This window comes from Prevotella sp., from assembly GCF_051059605.1.
Lineage (GTDB): Bacteria > Bacteroidota > Bacteroidia > Bacteroidales > Bacteroidaceae > Prevotella.
This window is the reverse complement of record NZ_CP050883.1, coordinates 2,474,045-2,496,428: the sequence shown is the minus strand read 5'-3', so window position 1 is coordinate 2,496,428 and position 22,384 is coordinate 2,474,045. Positions and strand designations below refer to the sequence as shown.

The 22,384-nt window shown below is 36.2% G+C and carries 22 protein-coding genes; all 22 read right to left on the bottom strand.

Annotation, left to right across the window (positions count from 1 at the left end; translation table 11 throughout):
* Positions 1 to 4 precede the first annotated feature (4 nt).
* The 22 genes from HEQ28_RS09840 to HEQ28_RS09735 all read right to left on the bottom strand — a co-directional run bounded on the left by HEQ28_RS09840 (position 5) and on the right by HEQ28_RS09735 (position 22,190).
* Positions 5 to 577, bottom strand: a complete 573-nt coding sequence (locus HEQ28_RS09840; protein WP_434502056.1) for a K(+)-transporting ATPase subunit C — start codon at positions 575 to 577, stop codon at positions 5 to 7.
* A 20-nt stretch (positions 578 to 597) separates the two neighbouring features.
* Positions 598 to 2,643, bottom strand: a complete 2,046-nt coding sequence (gene kdpB, locus HEQ28_RS09835; protein WP_434502055.1) for a potassium-transporting ATPase subunit KdpB — start codon at positions 2,641 to 2,643, stop codon at positions 598 to 600.
* 20 nt (positions 2,644 to 2,663) lie between these two features.
* Entirely contained in the window at positions 2,664 to 4,370 is a 1,707-nt protein-coding gene (gene kdpA, locus HEQ28_RS09830; protein WP_434502054.1) for a potassium-transporting ATPase subunit KdpA, read from the bottom strand.
* A gap of 37 nt (positions 4,371 to 4,407) precedes the next feature.
* Positions 4,408 to 4,488 carry a potassium-transporting ATPase subunit F gene (locus tag HEQ28_RS09825; RefSeq protein ID WP_434504453.1) on the bottom strand — a complete coding sequence of 27 codons (81 nt, stop codon included), beginning with the start codon at positions 4,486 to 4,488 and terminating at the stop codon, positions 4,408 to 4,410.
* 296 nt (positions 4,489 to 4,784) lie between these two features.
* Positions 4,785 to 6,128 (bottom strand): sigma-54-dependent transcriptional regulator, encoded by a 1,344-nt coding sequence (locus HEQ28_RS09820; RefSeq protein WP_434502053.1) that lies wholly within the window; start codon positions 6,126 to 6,128, stop codon positions 4,785 to 4,787.
* Between the two features lie 37 nt (positions 6,129 to 6,165).
* The gene (locus HEQ28_RS09815) at positions 6,166 to 6,858 is read right to left on the bottom strand and encodes an amino acid kinase family protein (protein ID WP_434502052.1); all 693 of its coding nucleotides are present in this window, start codon (positions 6,856 to 6,858) and stop codon (positions 6,166 to 6,168) included.
* Between the two features lie 642 nt (positions 6,859 to 7,500).
* Complete coding sequence (locus HEQ28_RS09810) at positions 7,501 to 7,722, bottom strand: hypothetical protein (protein ID WP_434502051.1); 222 nt, start codon at positions 7,720 to 7,722, stop codon at positions 7,501 to 7,503.
* 12 nt (positions 7,723 to 7,734) lie between these two features.
* Positions 7,735 to 8,541, bottom strand: a complete 807-nt coding sequence (locus HEQ28_RS09805) for a LytR/AlgR family response regulator transcription factor (protein ID WP_434502050.1) — start codon at positions 8,539 to 8,541, stop codon at positions 7,735 to 7,737.
* Positions 8,541 to 9,257, bottom strand: coding sequence for a LiaF transmembrane domain-containing protein (locus tag HEQ28_RS09800; RefSeq protein ID WP_018464010.1), 717 nt, complete (start codon positions 9,255 to 9,257; stop codon positions 8,541 to 8,543). Before HEQ28_RS09800 ends, HEQ28_RS09805 begins: the two co-directional genes overlap by 1 nt.
* Positions 9,258 to 9,444: 187 nt before the next feature.
* A complete protein-coding gene (locus tag HEQ28_RS09795) occupies positions 9,445 to 10,203 on the bottom strand; it encodes an N-acetyltransferase (protein WP_434502049.1) in 759 nt (252 codons plus the stop codon).
* 11 nt (positions 10,204 to 10,214) lie between these two features.
* Positions 10,215 to 10,841, bottom strand: a complete 627-nt coding sequence (locus HEQ28_RS09790) for a CatA-like O-acetyltransferase, family 2 (protein ID WP_434502048.1) — start codon at positions 10,839 to 10,841, stop codon at positions 10,215 to 10,217.
* 6 nt (positions 10,842 to 10,847) lie between these two features.
* The gene (locus HEQ28_RS09785; RefSeq protein WP_434502047.1) at positions 10,848 to 11,483 is read right to left on the bottom strand and encodes a CatB-related O-acetyltransferase; all 636 of its coding nucleotides are present in this window, start codon (positions 11,481 to 11,483) and stop codon (positions 10,848 to 10,850) included.
* A 198-nt stretch (positions 11,484 to 11,681) separates the two neighbouring features.
* On the bottom strand, positions 11,682 to 12,134 hold the full coding sequence (locus HEQ28_RS09780; RefSeq protein ID WP_434502046.1) for a hypothetical protein: 453 nt from the start codon (positions 12,132 to 12,134) through the stop codon (positions 11,682 to 11,684).
* 157 nt (positions 12,135 to 12,291) lie between these two features.
* Positions 12,292 to 13,068, bottom strand: a complete 777-nt coding sequence (locus HEQ28_RS09775) for a class I SAM-dependent methyltransferase (protein WP_434502045.1) — start codon at positions 13,066 to 13,068, stop codon at positions 12,292 to 12,294.
* Between the two features lie 341 nt (positions 13,069 to 13,409).
* Positions 13,410 to 14,993: an acetylxylan esterase gene (locus HEQ28_RS09770; protein WP_434502044.1), complete on the bottom strand. Its 1,584-nt coding sequence runs from the start codon at positions 14,991 to 14,993 to the stop codon at positions 13,410 to 13,412.
* Between the two features lie 144 nt (positions 14,994 to 15,137).
* A complete protein-coding gene (locus tag HEQ28_RS09765; protein WP_434502043.1) occupies positions 15,138 to 15,590 on the bottom strand; it encodes a hypothetical protein in 453 nt (150 codons plus the stop codon).
* Positions 15,591 to 15,610: 20 nt separating this feature from the next.
* On the bottom strand, positions 15,611 to 16,111 hold the full coding sequence (locus HEQ28_RS09760) for an HXXEE domain-containing protein (protein WP_434502042.1): 501 nt from the start codon (positions 16,109 to 16,111) through the stop codon (positions 15,611 to 15,613).
* Between the two features lie 49 nt (positions 16,112 to 16,160).
* Positions 16,161 to 16,520, bottom strand: coding sequence for a DUF3795 domain-containing protein (locus tag HEQ28_RS09755; RefSeq protein WP_434502041.1), 360 nt, complete (start codon positions 16,518 to 16,520; stop codon positions 16,161 to 16,163).
* 64 nt (positions 16,521 to 16,584) lie between these two features.
* A complete protein-coding gene (locus tag HEQ28_RS09750) occupies positions 16,585 to 17,508 on the bottom strand; it encodes an AraC family transcriptional regulator (protein ID WP_434502040.1) in 924 nt (307 codons plus the stop codon).
* 141 nt (positions 17,509 to 17,649) lie between these two features.
* On the bottom strand, positions 17,650 to 18,039 hold the full coding sequence (locus HEQ28_RS09745) for a VOC family protein (RefSeq protein ID WP_434502039.1): 390 nt from the start codon (positions 18,037 to 18,039) through the stop codon (positions 17,650 to 17,652).
* A gap of 205 nt (positions 18,040 to 18,244) precedes the next feature.
* Positions 18,245 to 19,552 (bottom strand): inositol-3-phosphate synthase, encoded by a 1,308-nt coding sequence (locus HEQ28_RS09740; RefSeq protein WP_434502038.1) that lies wholly within the window; start codon positions 19,550 to 19,552, stop codon positions 18,245 to 18,247.
* Between the two features lie 319 nt (positions 19,553 to 19,871).
* A complete protein-coding gene (locus tag HEQ28_RS09735) occupies positions 19,872 to 22,190 on the bottom strand; it encodes a TonB-dependent receptor (RefSeq protein ID WP_434502037.1) in 2,319 nt (772 codons plus the stop codon).
* Positions 22,191 to 22,384 lie beyond the last annotated feature (194 nt).

The following is a 22,384-nucleotide window of genomic DNA, read 5'->3' as shown; positions in this document are numbered from 1 at the left end:
TATATTATTTGTTGTTTTGATCAAGTGCGACATTTAGTTTGAGTACATTTACTTTTGCCGTACCAAAAATTCCTAAAAATGGGCCTTCGACAGCTTCATCTACAATGGACTTCACTTTCATTTCGTTTAAGCCTCGGGCCATCGCTACCCGCTTTACTTGTATATAGGCACATTCCGGAGTAATATCGGGATCAAGCCCGGAACCACTTCCTGTAACCATTTCGGCAGGCACTTGCTTTCGCTGTAAATAAGGGTGATGTACTAAGAAGGTATCAATGCGAGCTTTTACAACTAACAAATACTCTTTGTTCGTGGGGCCTTTATTACTTCCACAAGAACTTGTTGCATCATAGCCTTTACCTGCTGATGAAGGACGTCCCCAAAAGTAGGTTTCTTTGGTAAAGGACTGACCTATATTAGTAGCACCCACTACTTTCTCGTGGAGTGTTACTAATTCGGCATTTCCTTTATTTGAGTTTGTAAGGCGAGCAAAAATCCAGAGTACAAATACATATACTATAGCGAGTATCACACAAAATGCAAGAGTTAGTTTGATTGACTTTATTAAATTTTTCATCTTTTCTATATTTTAATAAGTTAGAATAAAAGACCGATAAAAATATCTATTAATTTTATTCCGATAAATGGAGCGATTACACCTCCTAGACCGTAAATAAGCAAATTACGGCGAAGTAAAGCCGAGGCTCCAATTGGCTTATATTGCACACCTCTTAGTGCTAATGGAATTAGGATAGGGATAATGATAGCATTGAAGATAACGGCACTCAGGATGGCACTTTCCGGACTATGCAAATGCATAATGTTTAATGCTGAAAGTTCGGGAATAGCAATCATAAACAAGGCAGGAACTATGGCAAAATATTTGGCCACATCATTCGCGATGGAGAAGGTGGTTAGTGTTCCTCTGGTCATGAGCAACTGTTTTCCAATTTCTACGATTTCTATTAGCTTAGTGGGATCATTATCTAGATCCACCATATTTCCAGCTTCCTTGGCTGCTTGTGTTCCACTATTCATGGCAATTCCTACATTGGCTTGTGCTAACGCGGGCGCATCATTGGTTCCATCGCCCATCATGGCTACCAGTTTGCCTGCATTCTGTTCCTTCTTAATATAATTCATCTTATCTTCAGGTTTGGCTTCTGCGATGAAATCATCAACTCCGGCTTTCTCTGCAATATACTTCGCAGTAAGGGGGTTATCACCGGTTACCATTACTGTTTTTACTCCCATTTTGCGTAAGCGTTCAAAACGTTCCTGAATTCCGGGTTTTATGATGTCCTGTAGTTCTATAACTCCTGCTATTTTCTTATTGATGCAGACTACAAGTGGTGTACCTCCGTTCTTGGAGATGGACTGAACTTGCTGTTTTGTATCCTGAGGAAAGGAATTGCCAGCTTCTTCTACCATCATTCGAATGGTCTCAAAAGCTCCTTTTCGAATTTCAGTTCCATCGGTCAGATTTATACCGCTACATTTGGTTTCGGCAGAGAACTTCACCATATGGGCTCCCGTGGTATCGAGATCTCTCATCCGCAGATTGTTTTCATGACCTAATGCAATAATTGATTTCCCTTCAGGAGTATCGTCTGAAGCCGAAGAAAGCATGCAATATTTTACAAAATCGGTAAAACTAACATCCATTGAGCTGCTTTGTGTAGGATAGAACTTCGTAGCTTTGCGATTACCAATGGTAATAGTTCCGGTTTTATCGAGTAAAAGAACATCAATATCGCCTGCTGTTTCTACAGCTTTGCCTGATTTGGTAATAACGTTGGCACGCAAGGCGCGATCCATTCCGGCAATACCGATAGCGGAAAGTAGCCCCCCAATAGTGGTAGGAATCAGGCACACAAACAAAGAAATCAGAGAGGCTATGGTAAGGGTAGCTCCGGTGTAGTCGCCAAAAGGTTTTAAGGTGAGGCATACAATGACAAACACCAATGTAAAACCTGCCAACAAGATGGTTAATGCTATTTCGTTGGGTGTTTTCTGTCGTGAAGCGCCCTCTACTAAGGCAATCATTTTGTCGAGAAAGCTCTCTCCAGGTTCGGTGGTAACTAGTACTTTAATTTCATCAGATAGTACTTTTGTACCACCAGTTATGGAACTTTTATCACCACCTGACTCCCGAATTACCGGTGCACTCTCTCCCGTAATAGCACTCTCATCGATAGAGGCTATGCCTTCTGTTATTTCTCCATCTGAAGGGATAATATCGCCCGCTTCACAAATAAAGATATCTCCTTTTTTAAGTGTCGAGCTGCTAACTATGACAATTTTTCCATTCACTATTTTCTTAGCCGGCGTATCTTCACGTGTCTTACGTAAACTGTCGGTTTGTGCTTTACCGCGTGCTTCGGCAATTGCCTCTGCAAAATTTGCAAAGAGGAGCGTTAGAAGTAGCATTATGAAGACAAACAGGTTGTATCCGAACGACCCTTGTGATGGATTACCCATAGAATAAAGCGTAACCAACAACATAGTAAATGTAGAGACCTCTACGGTGAACATAATTGGGTTCTTAATCATTATTCGTGGATTCAATTTCACGAATGATTGTTTAAGGCTTTCCTTTACTTGCTCCTTTTGAAATAAGGAGGCAGATTCATTCTTTTTCATATCTTTTTCAATATCTTATTCTACAAACTAAAATGTTCTGCGATAGTGCTTAATGCCTGTATTGGGAAAAATGAAAGGGCTGCAATTATGAAAATAACAGCAAATGTCATCACCCCAAATGTCGCAGTATCTATTTTTAACGTTCCAGCACCTTCTGGAATGTACTTCTTCTTAGCTAGGAGCCCGGCTATAGCAACCTGTCCTATTATAGGAATGAAGCGACTCAGAATCATCACAAGTCCGGTGGATATGTTCCAGAATAGAGTATTGTCAACCAAGCCTTCAAAGCCTGAGCCATTGTTGGCCGATGATGACGTGAATTCGTAAAACATCTCACTCAATCCATGAAAACCGGGATTGTTAAGCCATCCGCCCTCTCCTGCTACATATCCAGATGTATGTACAAACATCCATGCTGAAAGTGCTGTGCCGACTAGAATTAGGAAGGGATGAAAGAGTGCTAAGATTGTGGCAATCTTCATTTCTCGAGCTTCTACCTTTTTGCCTAAAAGTTCAGGGGTACGCCCCACCATCAGCCCACTGATAAACACGGTGATAATGATGAAGACATAATAGTTCAAGAAACCTACACCAACTCCTCCAAACCATGAGTTAATTTGCATGTTAAGCATCTCGGTCATTCCACTCAATGGCATCATGCTATCGTGCATGCCATTCACAGAGCCATTAGAAGTAACTGTGGTTGCAGAACTCCAGAGAGCGGTAGCTCCGGACCCAAAACGGACTTCTTTGCCTTCCATAGATCCACCATGTTGAGTAATGCCCATCGCCTCTAATCGTGGATTGCCATGCATCTCTTGATAAACATTGATACTGGTACTCACTAAAAAGGCAAGCAACATCACAGCAAATATGCTGTAAGCTAGTTTTTTGCGTTTTAGAGTAAAGCCTAATGCAAATATCATCGCCATTGGAATAAGCAAAAGGCTTATACACTCAACCATATTGGTTAGATAGCTTGGGTTTTCAAGGGGATGTGCAGAGTTAGCGCCAAAATAACCTCCTCCATTGGTACCTAATTGCTTGATAGCAACAATTGCAGCAGTGGGGCCTTGCGATATAGTTTGCTTAGCACCTTCCAACGTTGTTATATCCATTTTTCCATCAAAGCCCATTGGTGTACCTTGCAGAATAATGATAAAGCCAACAATTAAGGATAACGGCAACAAGATGCGAGTACAACTGCGAACAAGAAAATACCAAAAGTTACCTATGGTTTTTGTGCTCTTGGCTGCCATTGAACGCATAATGCCTGCCATAGCTGCCATGCCGGTCGCTGCGGTTATAAACTGGAACAGCATAACGACAAACAACTGGGTAAAGTAGGTTAGCCCACTTTCACCACTATAGTGCTGTAAATCGCAATTTACTAAAAAGCTGATACTAGTGTTGAATGCTTGGTGAAAGGACTGCGAAGAATTGCCGTCCGGATTAAGTGGCAACCACGACTGGCAAACCAGTAAAAGCATACCCCAAAAAAACAGGAAAAAGTTCAACGTAAGCAAAGCTTTCAAGAAATGCTTCCAATTCATTTCTTCTTTCGAGTTGATTCCGCAAATTTTATATAGGAAGTTTTCCAACGGATTCATAAAGTCGGACCAACTTTTTTCTCCTTTATAAACTTTTGAGATGTACTTGCCTAATGGCCAAGCTAAGCCAATCATAAGCACGATCTGTGCAATAATTCCAATTAATTCTGTATTCATTTATGTCTGAATTTAATTTATTTGTTTTATCTCTGTTTCAAAATTTCTCGGGCTTTATTAGCACATACATCAAATAGATGAAGATACCAATACCAAAGATAAATGATAATGTAAACATAATATTGATCCTCCTTTTCTTTAAATTTTTTCAAACCATTCTACACTCTTAAAAAAAATCACGAAGCAAGCTGCACCAATTAAACAGCAAATACTAATTCCTAAAATTTCATTCATTTCTTTTTTGTTTTATATTGTTATTAATATGTTTGCATAAGTATATGCCAAAATTATGCCAACCGATGCGAATGGTATCTAAAACGCTTAATAACAGGCACTTAACTAAAAAGGGCTCACCTGCATTTGCAGGTGAGCCCTTTCCATTTTGGATAAACGGTTAACTCGTTTTGAAAACTTTTAGAGTTTATATTCTTCGATCTTTCGGTAAAGTGTCGTAAGCCCTATTTTTAGCAAACGGGCAGCTTCGCTTTTATTTCCTTGAGTATATTGTAATACACGTGCTATATGACGACATTCCATGGCCCCCATATCAAATTCAGATAATCCTTTGCCATCGGAATTTTCCATATGCATATTATGCATATCAAGTGGAAGATCTTTCGGTTCAATGCAGTTGTTGTCACTCACAATCAAGCTTCTTTCAATCACATTGCGAAGTTCTCGAATATTCCCCTTCCATGGATATTCTTTAAATATGCTTATCACTTTTTCTGTAAGATTAATTTGTGGATATCCAAGTTTCTCTGAAAAGAAATGCACAAAAAATTGTGCAAAGATCTCAATGTCTTCTTTTCGCTCTCGAAGGGAAGGTAGATGAATCTGGAAAACAGAAAGGCGATAAAACAAATCTTCACGAAAGTTTCCTTTCTCTATTTCGGCCTTTAAATCACGATTAGTTGCTGCAATAATACGTACATTCACTTTTGTGGGTTTGGTTTCACCTAATTTAATATACTCACCGGTTTCTAATATACGTAGCAATTTGGCCTGTAATTCAAAGGCCATTTCTCCTATCTCATCTAAGAATAGTGTTCCATTATTAGCCTCTTCAAACAATCCTTTTTTATCTTTCAAAGCACCTGTAAACGAACCTGTTTTATGACCAAACATCTCGCTTTCCAATAGTTCTTTACTAAATGAAGAACAGTTCACAGCCACAAAATTATTATTTTTTCTGGAACTATTCTGATGAATAGCTTGAGCAAAAACTTCTTTACCGGTTCCTGTTTCTCCTGTTAATAAGACAGGGACATCAGTTACAGAAACCTTTAATGCCAAAGACTGAACTTCTCTTATCTCTTTAGAATGCCCTAAAATAGAGTCTAAAGAATACATTGCACAAGCCTTACTCTCCTTTTTTTTCACTAAATTATTCGTTCTTGCCTTTTCCATAGCCCTACTAACCAATGGAATAATCTTATTATTGTCATTTCCTTTGGTTATATAATCGAATGCTCCATTTTTAATTGCTTGCACGCAATCGGGTATATTGCCATGAGCCGTGAGTAAAACGATTTCTATTTTGGGATCTCTCTTTTTTATATTTGTAACAAGCTTTATTCCATTTCCATCTGGTAAGGACACGTCACAAATAACTACTTCTGGGGCATGAAACTCCAGTAATTTTAAAGCTGACCTACAGTCTGCTGCACTGAGCACTTCATATCCTTCAAGTTCCATTAAGCGAGTGAGATGTTTCCGAATCTGTGCTTCGTCATCCACAATAAGTATTTTATCCATCTGTTTTTTATGAAGACTAAATAAATTAAAAGATGAGCTATTTAGCTGAATTGGGACTACAAATACTATCTGTATCTTTCCATATTTTCACTTCCTCTGCTTCTAAAGCTGCACCTATGGAGAAAGCACTATAGTTACTTTCTTTATTGTTCAGATTATCGATTTTACCGTAAGCATTTACGCAAATATCGCCCTGTGTGATGAGGGTCGGAGTATCTTTATGAACTAAAAGAATATCTTTTAGATGACTTTTCAGATAATTCATATCCAGGTTTCTGTCAGTACCCTTCTTTAGAAATTCTGTAGAGAGAAGAAATGAATTTTTCACCCCTTGTTCTTCGAGGTAGTAACTAAACAAAGCAGAAGTAATGAGTTCGCCTTGTGCAACAATCTGCTTTTCTTCAATAGGCTTTAATGTTTCCCTGGCGAAAGTCCAAATCACACGCAAACAACTGAGTATATAGTTTAGTGCGCGTTCTCTAATACCCTCTGTATTCAGTAGGTTATTTAGAAATTCAAAAATCTTAAATTCCAGTCGCGTAATCGCCTCATGCGCTTTCTCTATTTCGTGACTAAAAAAACAAGCAGCTATTCTTTGTAAACTGATTACAGTCTCTGATGGAGCAGAGAGAACAACGACTTTAGGAGCATCGTCACGGAGGACATTTGCTACACTCTTTATCTTTTCTATTGAATCAATTGATGATCCTCCAATTCTATAAACTTTCATTTTTTCTTTTTTAATTGTGGTGACCAACTTTTTATTTTTACAACAACCCTTTCGTTATGGTATGGTATTTACCAAAATAGAACTGTCCGCATTTCCTTTTTGTTTTCATAGAAACAAGCTAATATTACTTTCCTACAAAAGAAGAGTGCTTTTGTCTTAGGTAACGATGCTGTATATAATTCAAATACCATGCCAAAAGATACACATGATAGTTATTATAGAAGTACCTTACCACCGATTGTAGTGGACATTCTCTTGCTTCTATTTTGAACTTGCCTAAAATTAAAATTAGTCTTCCCTTTTATTCAGAATCTTATGCGCCTTTCACCTTTTTACACATATTGAAAAGTACACGGATCAAACTTAGGGAAACGATATTGAAGAAACTTTAATATATAATGGCTCAGTTGTAAAAGTCCGTGGATAGACTCGCAAAGTGGAAGGCTATCTACAGACTTTTACGACTGAGCCAAAAATCGCCAAAAATAGGTGCAATTTACTGTTTAATGTCACTTTTAGCCCGATAATGTCACTTGATGTCACTGGCTGAAGCCCGATAAATAAAGGGTTTGTGACAAAGTGATATTAGTGGCATTAAAAAAACTTTTCTTAGTTAGCCCATTTACTGGGGGATTATAATAATCAATGATTGAGAACAGCTGCATTAATATTTATAGTACGTAGTTTCGATATTATCTCCAATTCAGAAACGTCACTGCATTCTACTTTTAGAACTTTCTCCCAGTCTTCAAAATCTAAACTGATATGAAATATTTTGAAACTATTTTTCAACAAAGTCTTTATATGTTTTATCTGTTTTTTCTTTGAAACCGAAGTTGTGAATATTAAAATTTGATGTTTCATATTGATATAATTTTATAATTTCAACTTTTCTTTTAAAATCTTATATCCTGTCAGACTTATTCTTATCTGCTCACCATTGTTAAGAGACAACATCTGTTTCTGACCATACCTTTCTATTTTAGATATTTTACTGATGTTGACAATATATGAGCGGTGTACTCTTGCAAACTCATTACTTGGTAGGGATTCTTCATAATCTTTAAGTCTTTCGCTTTTAAGCCAGTGCCCTTGATCTGTAACTACAGAAACATAATCATCTTCAGCTTTAAAGTATATAACTTCATCTACAGGTATTACCTTTATTTTTGTTCCAACCTTGACAGTTATACGTTCAATAACATCAATTGGTACCACTGTTTCTAATTTGCTCTCTATATCTGCATGTTCATCATTCTCAAAATCATTCTCAGACATATTACTTATATAATATCTTCTGAACGATGCATAAATGACAATAAGGCAAAAAACTCTTGCTGGCAATGATTGAAAATATATTGATAAGCTTTCTTTTGCAAATTCAGTCATAACTAGATATTCTAATAATACCATTATTGTGACAGACAAAAGTGCATAAGCAATATGTATAGTCACAGACTGATAAAAGCCTAGAATTTCAATACGGCTATATGTAAATATGCTCCATAAAATCACAGCTTCACAAAAAAGCAGTAAAGAGCTTATTATAGCATCAGCACTAATACCAATGGGTGAGAGACTAAAGGATAATCCAAAACTCAATGCATAAGCAACACCCAGCAACACGGATAGAAATATGTGATGCTGACGCGTTAATGAGTTATGTAGTATCGGATTTTCCATTATTCTATACTTCCTCCACCTAATATGAAGCTGGCGTCTATAATCAGGCGTCTGTCGTTGTTTACTCCGTTAGTACGTCTATGATCACCGAAGCCACCTAAGATAGAATCGCTATTAACCTTAACATTCCAATCTAATGGCAATAATAGTGTTACACCACCACAAATAGAACTAATTTTAAGTGTTGTGTCACCTTCAGGGAGTGTTGTTCTGCGTAAGTCTAGTTTTGCACCTCCCATAATCGTACTTATCTCACCTCCGTAGAATACTGGTTCTAAAAATATTTCATCAATACCGTTCATGACAAGATTATAATCTACCTTACCGTCTTTAGAACCTATATTACTTTTCATTCTACAACTGTTATGATGAAATCTATGATGATTGTGCCTATGAAATATAATTAATAAACCTATTGCTATGATAATTACTGGCCAGAATGTGGCATGCAGTGTTGCTTCAGAATAGCTGAATCCCAAAATGGGAGATAATTCTGGCATAAGAAACCAAATACCAATAATAGCTAGAACTAATCCACTTACATAATGATGTTTATATATAGCGATAGCGCTCCATAATAAGATTAACGACTGCCATGAGACAATAATACTTTTCCACGCCTCAGGAAATAGCCCCAAATTTGATAATAGGTATATCACACCTACTGCAATGAAAACGGTCCCCAAAACAAAATTTTTAGAATTGCTTCTTTCCATAATTTTATATTTATATGTTTATTATTCTATCAAAAAATATTCAATAGCATTCTTTGCTCCCTAATATTTTGATGATACAAAGGTATAAACTAATTGATTGTTTTGCAATACCTTATCGGTGAACTAATGTATTACGATCGGTGAATGTAATATTAAATTCGGTGAATCTCAGACATAATTAGTGATATTATTCGCTGGTCAAAGCCTTTGCTATCTTTAAAAATTTGTTTTCCGACAATATTTCATGAGTGACAAATTTCCCTTTATAGAAGAGGCAATAAGTAGTAAATGGGGATGGCGCATTCTGAGCTTCTGCTGCTGTTTCAATTTTGACAGACTTGAACGAAATGTCATTTTCATTTGCGACAACTTCTATCAATGGGGCATATTTTGCAGTGAATGGGCATTGAGCTGTATAGTACAGCACCATTCCTTTTCCTTGTATCGTAGTATTCTTGACCGATTGTTTGAATTTAGGTATTTCTGCTGTATTATCGAATGGAAGATATAGCAGTTCGAAATATGGCTCGGCAGTATCTGCGAGTTTAAATCCTTTGTGGCGGAGGTATTTTGGATCAGCAATAAATGGCATCTTCTTTTTTGATGATAATATAACTAATCCCTTCATTCCCTTTTCTTTGCTGTCACGTATGCACTCTTCAAGTAGCATACTTGAGTTACCTTGTCCCTTAAACTGTCCACTCACCCACAAACAGTCTATGTACATATATCCTGGGGCCTCAATAGGAGCCCATGCTTTCTCGGCAGGGATGTATTCAATGAAACATTTACCTCTTACATTTCCTTTCTTGAAAACAAGACCCTCATCAAGTCTTTCGGCTATCCATGATTTCTTGGATGTCACTTGAATATCTTCTTTATTCGATATAGCACAGCATATATGCTCATTCTTTAGATTTTCTTTTGTAATTGTGATTATGTCCATAGCATTGTTTGTTATAAGATGTTGTATTTATTAATTATGTTTTGCAACTTCTCAAGAAATATGCATGCTTGCTCACCATCCATCTGTGTGTGATGAAACTGGAAAGATATCGATAGTGTTGTTTTCATCCATCTTCGTTTATATTTTCCCCATGCCATAAAAGGATTGTTGAAAATTCCAGAATAGAGGTTTACAATGCCGTCAATATCATATTTGACAAGTGCAGAAGTGCCTATTATCATATAATCATCACCTAAATTATGTGCATTGCCAGTTTCGTATACTAGTTTAGTCAGTCGTAGATAATTACTGCAAAACAACTCAATGTCATCGGAGAAGGGAATGTCACAGGTGTTGATTTTGCCATCTTTGGTCTTTACAACGATATTTATTCCGAGCTTATCGAATTGTATCAATTTCCTATTAACCGGCAACAAATGAAACTCTTCAATATCTGATGCAGCCTTTCCTATGCACCAACACATAAGCATGTTGAATTTATATCCAGACTTGTGTGCTAATTTTACAAGACGCTTGACGTTCAAGGTCTTGAAAATCGTTACCATTGGCATGGGTGCTTTCTTCCATAATTCAAAAGCAACAGCTCGTTTAGTTTGTTGTGGATCTATTTCTTTCATGTAGTCTTATTTTTCCAGTTTGTTAATATCTCCGTTTATTATATTTTCTAAATTATCTTTCACTTTTTCATCAGCCCAGTTCCACCACTGCATATCCTGTAACTTCTTTATAGTATCATTATCAAATCGTTTGCGGATTTCCTTTGCAGGTACTCCTCCAACGATAGAATAAGGTGCTACGTCTTTTGTTACAACAGCACGTGTGCCAACTATCGCTCCATCGCCAATAGTTACACCTTGCATGATGATGGCTTCATAGCCAATCCATACATCATTACCGATAATGATGTCACCATTATTGTCCCATGCTCGGGCTACATCCCATTCATCTAGCCCCCATTCTCCAGGGAAAACTGGGAATGGATAAGTGGAAAGAGACTTCAAAGAATGATTTCCTCCTGTAAACATAAACTTCGCGCCACATGCTATAGAGCAGTATTTGCCAATCACAAGTTTTTCTTTGTTGCATAATGGATAATGATAGAGCACATTGTTGTGCTCAAAATCACGTGGATCGTTCACAAAATCATTATACATTGTGAAGTCACCTACTATGATGTCGGGGTCTTTTACTACGGATTTGAGATAAACACTCTCTGTTCCGTTATTTCCTTTGCGTGGATATATTTGTTTTGGATTCATAATTAGATTGCAAATATTTTTTTTTCAATTTGTATTTTTCACACAACGACCTGCGTGAATCTTCGTCTAGAGATTTCATGTAACGATTCCATCCTGGACAAAAGTTGATGTGCCAACGCCAAAAGCGGCCTGTTAGCGATTTAGGGTTAATATCATATTTTGCCCTCATTGAACATTTCTCACATTGTTGTTCATTCTTCATATTCTCGTATTTTTAGTTTTTTCTTTCAAAGCCTTTATCCCTCCAAATAGATATAAAAGTCCAATAATCATGGAAGCTGATGTGGATGATAATTCAAGGTATGTAAAATGGTTTACCATGATTGATATGCCCCACAAGGCACGCATGATAAATATTATTGCGATGACAAAGATGACTTCTCGGATAAGTGGAAGCCTAAAGATGATGCCACATGCCGACAGTGCGTATAAAGCACAAGCCAGGAAACATAATGAAATAATTATTGTGATAATATATGGGAAACTATTACCATAAGTTTCTGCAAATCTGTTCATTAAATCGGCTATACCATAAAATTTAAAAATCGTCTCAAGAAAAATAAGACAAATTAAATGTCCAAGAAACAAAATTATATTAATATATGCTCCTATAAGTAAAGCCCAATTCTTAGTTGAAATTTTCTTTTTCATTTTTATATGTTTTTTATTATTCACAATTCCATTTTAAATGCGTGCAAATATGCACCTGCTTTTGTAACTGTTACTATGTTATACTTTCCAAAATAACAACTTACTTACTGCAAGTAAAGCAGGTCGCTGCTATGGAAGCAGCAACCTGTAATACTTTTTAGACTTTCTTGCCTATATAAAATACATAGCCATAATAGTGCTTGTATTTTGAATAAAGGTCTGCTTCATGTCGCATGTTATCTACTAGCTCCTTAGCAGTGGCATTATCAGCATGATTTCTCAAAAATATTTCTTGTGCTTTCTTTTGTGGCACATAGTAGCAATCTGTCCAACATTCTTCGGGCAATACAAAAGTTGCTATTGGGATATAACCTGCGCTTTGTAGATGCTTTACCTTATTGGAAATTGTGTCTATTTCTGGATAGGCATCTGTCCAAAAATCAGCTATTTCAGATGGGCGGTTTTCTGTTAACCATGATGCTTCTGTCACTGCAACATAACCGCCTGTCTTGATAAACCGATGCCAATATTCCAAACCATGTTGAAAACCGATGTTATATATAGCTCCTTCACTCCAAATCATATCAAACTCGTCATTAGCAAAAGGCAGCTCATCCATAGAACCGATAATCGCATTTACTCTGTTAGACAAGTTCAGGGTTTTAAGTTGTGATTTAAGTTTATCTACAAATGTGGGAAACAAATCCAAAGCTACAATCTGCGCAGGAGTATTTTGCGCCAAAGTAATTGTCTGCCTTCCTGTTCCGCAACCTAAGTCGGCTATTTTGCTGTTTGGCGAAAGACCTTTGATATAACTGATTGCCAATTTAGTCATTTCTTCACTACCTGGACCTTGGCGGTCTATGCTTGAGAAATAATTACATATTAGATTAAAATCAAATTCATTGATTGATTTTTCATTTTTATCATTCATGATGTTTAAAATTAATTGTTTATAAATGTATATTACTTATACATCTCAGACATTGAACAATGCCCGAGGAAACAGAATAATAACCTATAACCGAAAGGTTATAAGGCTATTTACTTCACAATATCCAAATTTGTATTAAACATCCGTTGACAAAGTTAGTAATTTTTTCTTTAATGGTCACAATAGAAAGATGATATTTTTTATTTCTTTTAAATAATAATACCACATAATATGTTTATAAACAATCATTTGCGACTCAATAGCCTATATTTATTGGTTGATATTACCCTTGCTATATGCTTGTATGATTTCTTATATCAATTTTGGATTATCAATATTCATTATAGGTGTGTTGCACAATTACCTAATGTGCCGTCTAACCATTTCATGATATATTCATCATGTGTAAAACCTTGTATATGTCCATCGTAAGGATATACGACATGTTGTTTTTTTGAAGTAATGAGATTGTACGCTGCGAAACCTACATGCGCAGGACAGTCATCATCAAATAATGCAACGGTAAAAAGCACTGGACATTTGATTTTAGAAGCGAATGAACGAGTATCAATATAATCTTGAATATTCATTACATCATTAAATGTACAAGGATTACCATAGTAAGCCAAATCATTTTTTAGTTCAGTCTCGCATGTGGTGCGGATTTTTATCTGATGGCGCATATCACATGGGAATGGATCGAAATATGCACATGCAGCAATACGATCGGAACATAAAGCAGCTGTTGCTAGAGTAAGTCCGCCACCTTGACTTCCACCTTTTACTGCAATTTTATCGTGATCCACTTCTTCTCTGCTGCATAGAAAATCGACAGCACGTACACAATCCATGTATATGCCGCGATAAGAAACGCTGTCCTTATCATATAATTTGTATCCCCATATCCCAGGCAATCCAAACCCAGGATTAAAAACATCGGCGCTAATGCCATGACCTCTTACACAAAGCGCCAATTCTATCCTGTCTGTATTGTCGCTTAGCATACCGTCTATATTTTCAAATCCCCATCCATAACCAGGCACTTGCAACACAGCTGGGTGCTTTCCTGATGTACGTGGTACGAAATAATATCCACGAATGGTTATGTTTCCTAAAGACTGCATCTCAACGATGTATACATCTCGCTTACTTTTCATGCAAAGGGAATCTACCTTATGTATTCTATATTGTGGTGATATCGAAGCTAGTTCCGACTTAGCCATAGTCCAATAATCGTCGAAATCGTTTTTAACAGTATTGCTGCAATTTATCTGTTCTGGGTTTACAGCCATCCATTGAGCATCTCCGCAATAACCTTTCCCATGCAATAATGCTGTTATCTGATAGAAACCTGGAGATGCACATAGTCTATTAAGATTGATAATCTTTACAGAATCTTTACTGTCCAAAGCTATCAAACTGTCTATAATGGGTTTATGAAAATCGTTCTCAATATTAAGTCTTACAAATGCTTTCTGATTTGTATGGTAATGAATAGTTATTTTCTTGTTCTCATTAGTAAATACATGGTTCTTTATCGGCATTGAAATTTTGATGCTTTCGATATTATCACCATTAACAGGACGCAAAACAATCATGGTGTTGCTAACTCCGCCTGTATATCCTAGCGATGAACAATTTATCGAAATCTTGTTATTACTTTTGTGCAGGATATTCCTTGCAATTACAAATGATTCGATAGTATCTTTATTCTCCCAGAACCGATTTCTAATATTTTTTGCGATGGTATCTCCATTTATTACGATACTGTTGACATCACATGCCATCCTTACATGCAAGACATATTGTGGCTTTAGGTTTGATACACCAAAGATGTTGGACAGCTCGCAGTCTCCATCACCAGCAAAGAACCCTTGTCTTTCCCAAGAAAGCAAAGTGTTTATTGATGAATGTTGCTTTGCCATGCGTGTGGTAAAACATGAGTTGCTTTTAAAAGAAATATTCCATGTCAACGGTAGTATATTCTCAGCATTACAATCAAAAGATATTATTGCTAACAAAAAGGAAAAGATAAGTGTTTTTATGGTTGTTTTCATATATGTCTTTAGTTATTTATCAACGATTATTTTAAATGTGCATTTGTCAGATCCCCCTAAGACGGTTTCGATAATTTCAACTTTAAAGACTATTTCAGGAAATAGTTCGTGCATGACATATAGAATACTCTGTCTTGAACACTCGCAATGAATTTTAGATTTAGCAAATCCCATATCATGCATAAAACAGAGGCATCTTGGATACCCCATTTCGTATATATGTCCATTTTCTATCACTCGCTGGAATGAGTATTCTGAGTTATGTTGTTCCGAAAAGAATAAATCCAAATTCCCTTCACATTTATCGTACCTGGTCTTAAGAAATGGCAAAACTCCATTAGATACGCAATTGATGGCGCATTTCTTAAATACAAGAGCCTGTTGTTCTTCTGGAAGTAAAGCAATCTGATCTTCAATATTATTGAAGTAGCCTCTTGCAATATTTAAGTTTTCTTCTTTTATCATTATATATTATTTTAATAGTATCATTTTATCCATTTTGCAACATACCGATGTCCAATAAATAAAAACGCAAAGACTATAACTGATGTAATCAATGAATAAATCAGAATATTAGAAAGCGTGAACATATTTACTATTTGTCTTATACCATATATACAATAGGGTATGCATAGTAGCGAAGTGATAATGGCTGGAATGTATCGGCGGAATGCAATCCACTGGATAATATGTACTACTATATGAATAGAAAATACCATAAAAATGCCCATCCATAGCATATAACTTTCTTCCCATAAAGAGGCAAGTGTTACAGCTCCTAACATAAAGAATAATATGGCTACACAAAGCGCAAAACCTTCAGTGGAGGTATCCTTTAAATGTGAAACTAATCTTGGACCCAATTTCGGAAAACGCCCATAAATGTATTCCTCATTCTTTTTTACCCATGGTTTCATCATGAGGATTTCTTCAAAATCATGAAGCATAAATATAATTGGCAATGATGATACTAAAATTGCATTCATATCTTATTTAAAATTCAAGTTATTCTTTTTGGTTAATAACACTTCATGTCTAGCATTTGGAACATCCTTTTTTGATTGTCATCTTTCCCTTATCTGACATCTCTTTTGCATAATTTAGTTCACCGATATCATTAATTCTTCTTATGCATGCATCACGGTCTGATTTGAAAATCAATGCAAATAGTTTGCTGAAAAAATTATTAAACTTCTTGCAATCATGGGTGTTCGTTTGGCACTCTGCGCATGTGTGGTAATTGTTGTTAATGCAGCAAGTGCGAATTTTACACCATTTTGCTTTCTCGTTTTTACGACATCCAGGGCAGTTGCCTTTGATAAACTTGCCGCATGCTCCACAATATAAGCCGCAATAGGCTATCAACTCTTTGTCTGTTTTTACTTCCTTATTCATTTCTTTGTATATTAATATTGTTTTTGAAATAGGTCGCAGCACAAAGTCTGCAACCTACATTAAGTTATACTATTGGTACATAGATCTCAGTTTGCAATTCTTCTGGCTTAGTGCATTCTGGATCATTGAGGTACATTTCAAATACAGGTCTTTCATCTAATTGATATCCTCCATCAGGAATGTATTTCCCAAAGATAGTATCATACACCTCTCCAAGTTTTGCATATGTTCCTTGGTAAAGGAATGCTGCATATCTGCCACCAGCAATTTCTTTTGCACCTATTTCTCCTTGTGGTTCCATCTTGAATGGCAATGTCAGACAGACATCACTCTGCTGTTTGCTCGTTTCTGTTAATTTGGGATCATTGTGATAGATTCCGACATGAGCAATTTTACATTCACTCAGCATTTGCTTTATAACATCAGATTTTGGTGCTGTTCCACATGCCTTTTTCATCTCTTCTGAGAATTTTCCTGATGTGCGGATGTACTGCCATAGTTTCTGCCACGCCAAACAGTAATCATTACCTTTGTAATCACCGAAAAGACAAACATAAATTGCTTGCATCGGTTCCAAATTAACTACTCTTTCTTTCAGTTCCAAATCAGGATTAATCTTCAATGGTTTCATAATCGTGTACTTTTTGTTGTTTTTATACTCTATTGGTGTGATGTCATAGAATTGCTTGAATACTTTCGAAAGAGAAGACGGTACATCATATCCCACTTTGTAAGCTATTTCCTGAACGGGCATGTCACTGTAACGAAGTAGTCGGGCTGCAGTCTCGACTCTCATTCTTGTGATAAATGCACCGACCGGTTCTCCAAGAAAAGCTTTGAAGATGCGGTGGAAATGATATGGCGAAAAGTTAGCGATACTTGCTAGTGTCTCTAAGTCAATATCATCTGTCAAATGATTGTTAATGTATTCGATAATGATATTGATCCTTTTCGAATAGTCCTCTCTTGTTGATGTTTTCTGTTGCATAATTCTATTTCTGTATCACAGATGCAAAGGTAAACGCGATTATGTCAGAATGCTTTTCCAATCTTGCTAACTTAATGTGACTTAATATTTTCTTGTGCTTCCTTGAGAAACATTGTCCTGTCTATTATTGCATAACGGCTGCTATTTTATGAAAGACCCAATCTCAATGAGATTTCCTTCAGGATCGGATATGTAACATGTACGTTGTCCCCACGGTTCGGTGTTTGGCTTCATTACAGAAGTAGCACCTTTGCTGATGGCGTCATTGTATGCTTTGTCAACAGCATCATAATTATCCACGCTCAAAGCTATTTCGAAATGCCCATTAGTGCCATGTGCGTAATTGAACTTACTTTCCGTCATCTGCTCAAAATCTGTTCTGCGATATAAAAGGAAAAGAGTACCATCTTTTACTAGATAGACGTTAGTCGTATTTTCTTCTTCCTTGATTTCAAATCCCAACACATCGCGATAGAATCTGACCATCGTCGGCATGTCTTTTACAAAAATTCCAAATCCGTCTAATTTCATATAACTATTGTTTTAAATTGTTACTGCAAAGATAGGAAATAAAAGCCTGTATTTTCATTAATTCATATCAGATTTTATATACTAATGTTATATATAACTTAACAAAGATATATAAAAAATCAATATACACACTATTTATGTATCTAAATGATAAAAGGCTTGAAGTTCAATTTCAAGCCTTTTATTATGATAAAGCAAATAATAATTAATCTACTTCCTGGTCAGCTTCGTAGCCACCCATTTCACGGATAGCATTTTTGAGTATGGTGTATTGCTCGAATAAATTGTTTACAGCTTCTTCGCCCTTTGTATAGTCGTGCATAGGACTCTTTAGGAAGAAACTTAAAAAACGTTGTATTCCGAACCGACCAGCACGTGCGGCAAGGTCGCTGAGCAAAGTTAGGTCAAGGAGTAATGGTGCTGCAAGGATAGAATCACGGCACAAGAAATTAATCTTAATCTGCATCGGATATCCCATCCATCCGAAGATATCAATATTGTCCCAACCTTCTTTGTTATCATTGCGAGGAGGATAATAATTTATACGTACCTTATGATAAACGTTGCCATATAGGTCTGGTTGGTCGTCTGACTTGAGAATCGTCTCCAATGTAGACAACTTGCTGACTTCCTTTGTGCGGAAATTTGCTGGCTCATCAAGGACTAGACCGTCACGATTGCCGAGGATGTTAGTCGAGAACCAACCATTGAGTCCAAGACAACGTGTTCCTATAATAGGAGCAAAACCACTCTTTACAAGAGTTTGACCTGTCTTAAAGTCTTTACCTGCAATAGGCATCTTGGTTTTTTCTGCCAATTCCCACATTGCAGGAATGTCGACAGTGGTGTTAGGAGCACCCATAATAAAAGGAGCTCCCTCAGAAAGTGCAGCATAAGCATAGCACATAGAAGGAGCTATATGTTCGCGGTCATCATCTTTCATTGCTTTCTCAAGAGAAGCCAACGTTCCGTGTATCGGTTCATATTCAGGAACGTATATTTCTGTTGATGCAGCCCAGATGACAACAATGCGTGAGCAGTTGTTTTTTTCTTTGAAATCTTGTATATCTTTACGTATGCCCTCTACCATTTCCCAACGATTTTTGCAGTCTTTTACATTATCACCGTCTAGACGTTTTGCGTAGTTGTGGTCAAAGGCAGCCTTCATGGGAACTATTTTTTCAAGTTCTTCACGGACCGGGTTGATGTCTTTTTCTTTGAGGACTTCAGCGTAGATTGCACTTTGGTAAGCATTTTGTGGATAAATGTCCCATGTTCCGAAAATTATATCATCAAGTTTTGTTAGTGGTACAATTTCAGAATAGTGTAAATACTTTTTATCGTTGCCTTTTCCTACGCGAATTTTATCATACTGGGTCATTGAACCTACTGGTTTTGCAAGACCTTTGCGTGCCATTAATACACCTGTCATAAATGTAGTAGCTACGGCGCCACATCCTACTACCATGATGCCTAATTTACCATCAGCTGGCTTTACATTAGTTAATTTCATTTGATATTTTGCTTATAATAGTTAAGAACAATTTCCGCAGCGAAATAATTAATACCGTCTACACTCTGATCTGCAAAAATGTGTGTCGGAGTATGTACATGTCGAGAATTCATTTATCTTAGCGCTGCGGAATTTCTAATATAAAGAATATCGACATGCGCGCAAAAATAACAATAATATTTAATAAAATGGTAATTATCTATTGAATATTATTTAAAATGGACGGATTTTACCATTATCCTCGCTAAAAATGAAAGCTATATGCAAAAAACATGTTGCTAATCAAGCAATTTATGAATGTTTACAAATAGAAATGTTATTATTTGCCACTTTTTACAGCTCCGCTGTCTTTATCCTCGTTGTTGCGTAGTTTGTGTCCACCATCATATTTGCGTCCGAAGCTGATGTCCCAGTTAAGTGTTAATGCTATAAGGCGCGCACTTTCACGTATATGCATTGTTTGATGACTTGGCGCAAAGCTATTATAGTTTATTGTAGGTATATTATAGCTTTGTCTGCTTGAAAATGGATTGAATACCATTAATCCCAAAGACACCTTCTTAATTCTATATCTAGCCATAGCCATTATTATACTTTCGCCTGATGTCATTGTTTCACCATAAAATGAGTTACAATGGTTTTTGCTTTTCAAAAGTAAGGTCAGATTTTTGTATTGCATCATAGCTTCTACATCATAATACCAATTGGTGTAATAATGATGATAGTTAAAGCCATAACTATCATAATAGTTCATACCAGTAGTAATATTAAATGTAAACAGTTTAAATAGTGGACCAACTTGAATCCCTAGTTCGGGATTTAGGCTCTGCCAACTTTTCTGATTTTGCTGTGTACGTATGAATTTGTTACCTTCTCTTAGAGTTTCTTCCATTACAGGATTTTGTTTATATTGATAATTCATATTAAAATTTACGTTGAAAATGTCATTTCGCCATTCATAATATAAATTCGTCATCCATGTGTGGCTAACACTTAAATTAGGATTACCTCTTCGTATCTGCAAAGAATCTATAACTTGCTCAACATTACTTATGTCTCCAAGACTTGGAGTCTTATATGAACGCTCTCCGCTTACTTTTATATATGATTTATCATTAATAGTGTAGCTCATGCTTGCTTTTGGATACCATTCTGTCTGATGCAGTCTATTTGAACCTTGTATCATCCATATATAAGATAAATATGCGCCAAAAGAATAGTTGAATTTACCTAGATTATGTTTCCATTCAGCAAAGCTACGTGCATATCCATCGTGCATATTTGTTGTTTGGTTGACTGTGCCTGTATAGTCATTACTAGTATAAGCCTGACTTCCGTTTAATCCAAAACTCAAACTTCCGGTTTTAATTAGCCCAATAGAATATATTGCTTCTGCAATAATAGAATGCTTATTACCTTTAGTTGTGGAATTTATATCTGTTTGTATATCTGTGTCTTTACTTTCGGTGTAGTTTCTCTGTATGTCATTGTGAATATATGTCCCAACAATATCAAAAATAAGCGTACTGTTCTTGTTAAAGTTTCGTTGAAAGTAGATGTCTAGCCAAGGACGCGTGGTGTTTTCGTTATTGATATCAAGCATGTTCACGAAATTATTTTTGTCATTAATTGGGAATAATGTGCTACTTGTATTTGTTTTAAACCTCGAATAATCAAGATTCAAAGTGGTGTTTATATACCATTTGTCTCCGTTTTTATAATTATAGTATATATTTCCATACACATTGTTTATCTTTAAAGCGCCGGGTTGTCCGTTTTCCATACGTGTAAATGAACTTCCGTCTTGATAATTGAAAGTTTCGCTGTTGTCGCGCCATTGGTGAAGGTCGCGATAACTCTGCCATACAGATACTCCGATTTGTGATTTCCCTTTATTATACGATCCTGACAATTGATCTTCTCCCCATCCATCAAAAGGAGAATGACGACTTTCAAGAGATAACGTTCCTCCAGATACTGGTCGCTTTGTTATGTAGTCGATAACACAAGCAACATTCTGCCCGTATTTCATGCCAGGATTGTCATGATACTCAATTCTTTGGATATCTTCTGGTCTGAGTGCCTTTATCTGCTGCATATCGACTTTTGCTCCATTAATTCGGGTTTGTACTTCTCCTTGCGCAGAAGATGATATAGCGTTAGTAATGGGATCGATATGTAAGCGACTCAGCTGCATAGCCCTTAATAATTCTATACCGTTGTTAGAAGCCTTAATCTGAAATTTAGTAGGTAATGCCACTTGTTTGTCAGAAGTTCTGATGACTTTTGCTGCACTTACAACGACTTCTTGAAGTTGATGTGTTGCAGACTCCATAGAGATATTACCAAGTTCTAGATTCTCATTTTGGAGTTTGATGTTTATACTTTTGTCATCAAATCCAAGACTGGTTATAACTATTCTGTAATCTCCATTGTTTAAATTCTCAAAAAAGAATTGCCCATTTTTATCAGATGTGACGCCTGATACGAATGACGAGTCTTGTTTTTGCAAAATGACAGATGCATAGTCAACAATATTTTTGTTTGATATTAATTTACCTTTAACAGAGTATGTGTTCGCTTTTGCGCAGCATACTGTAATGAAAAGTAATAATGCAATTGTAATTCTTTTGTCCATACGTTAATCAATTTTATATGTTTAGACGTTGATTAATAAAAAAATGTTGCAGACAATGTTGTAAATAGCGCAAATTTATTAATTCCAATTAAAATTAAAGTATATTGAGATTCAATTGAAATGATATAAACAATGTAGCCCGAAAATCATTAATAAAGTTTAGTTAATTATATTCAATTCTTGTCATAATGCAG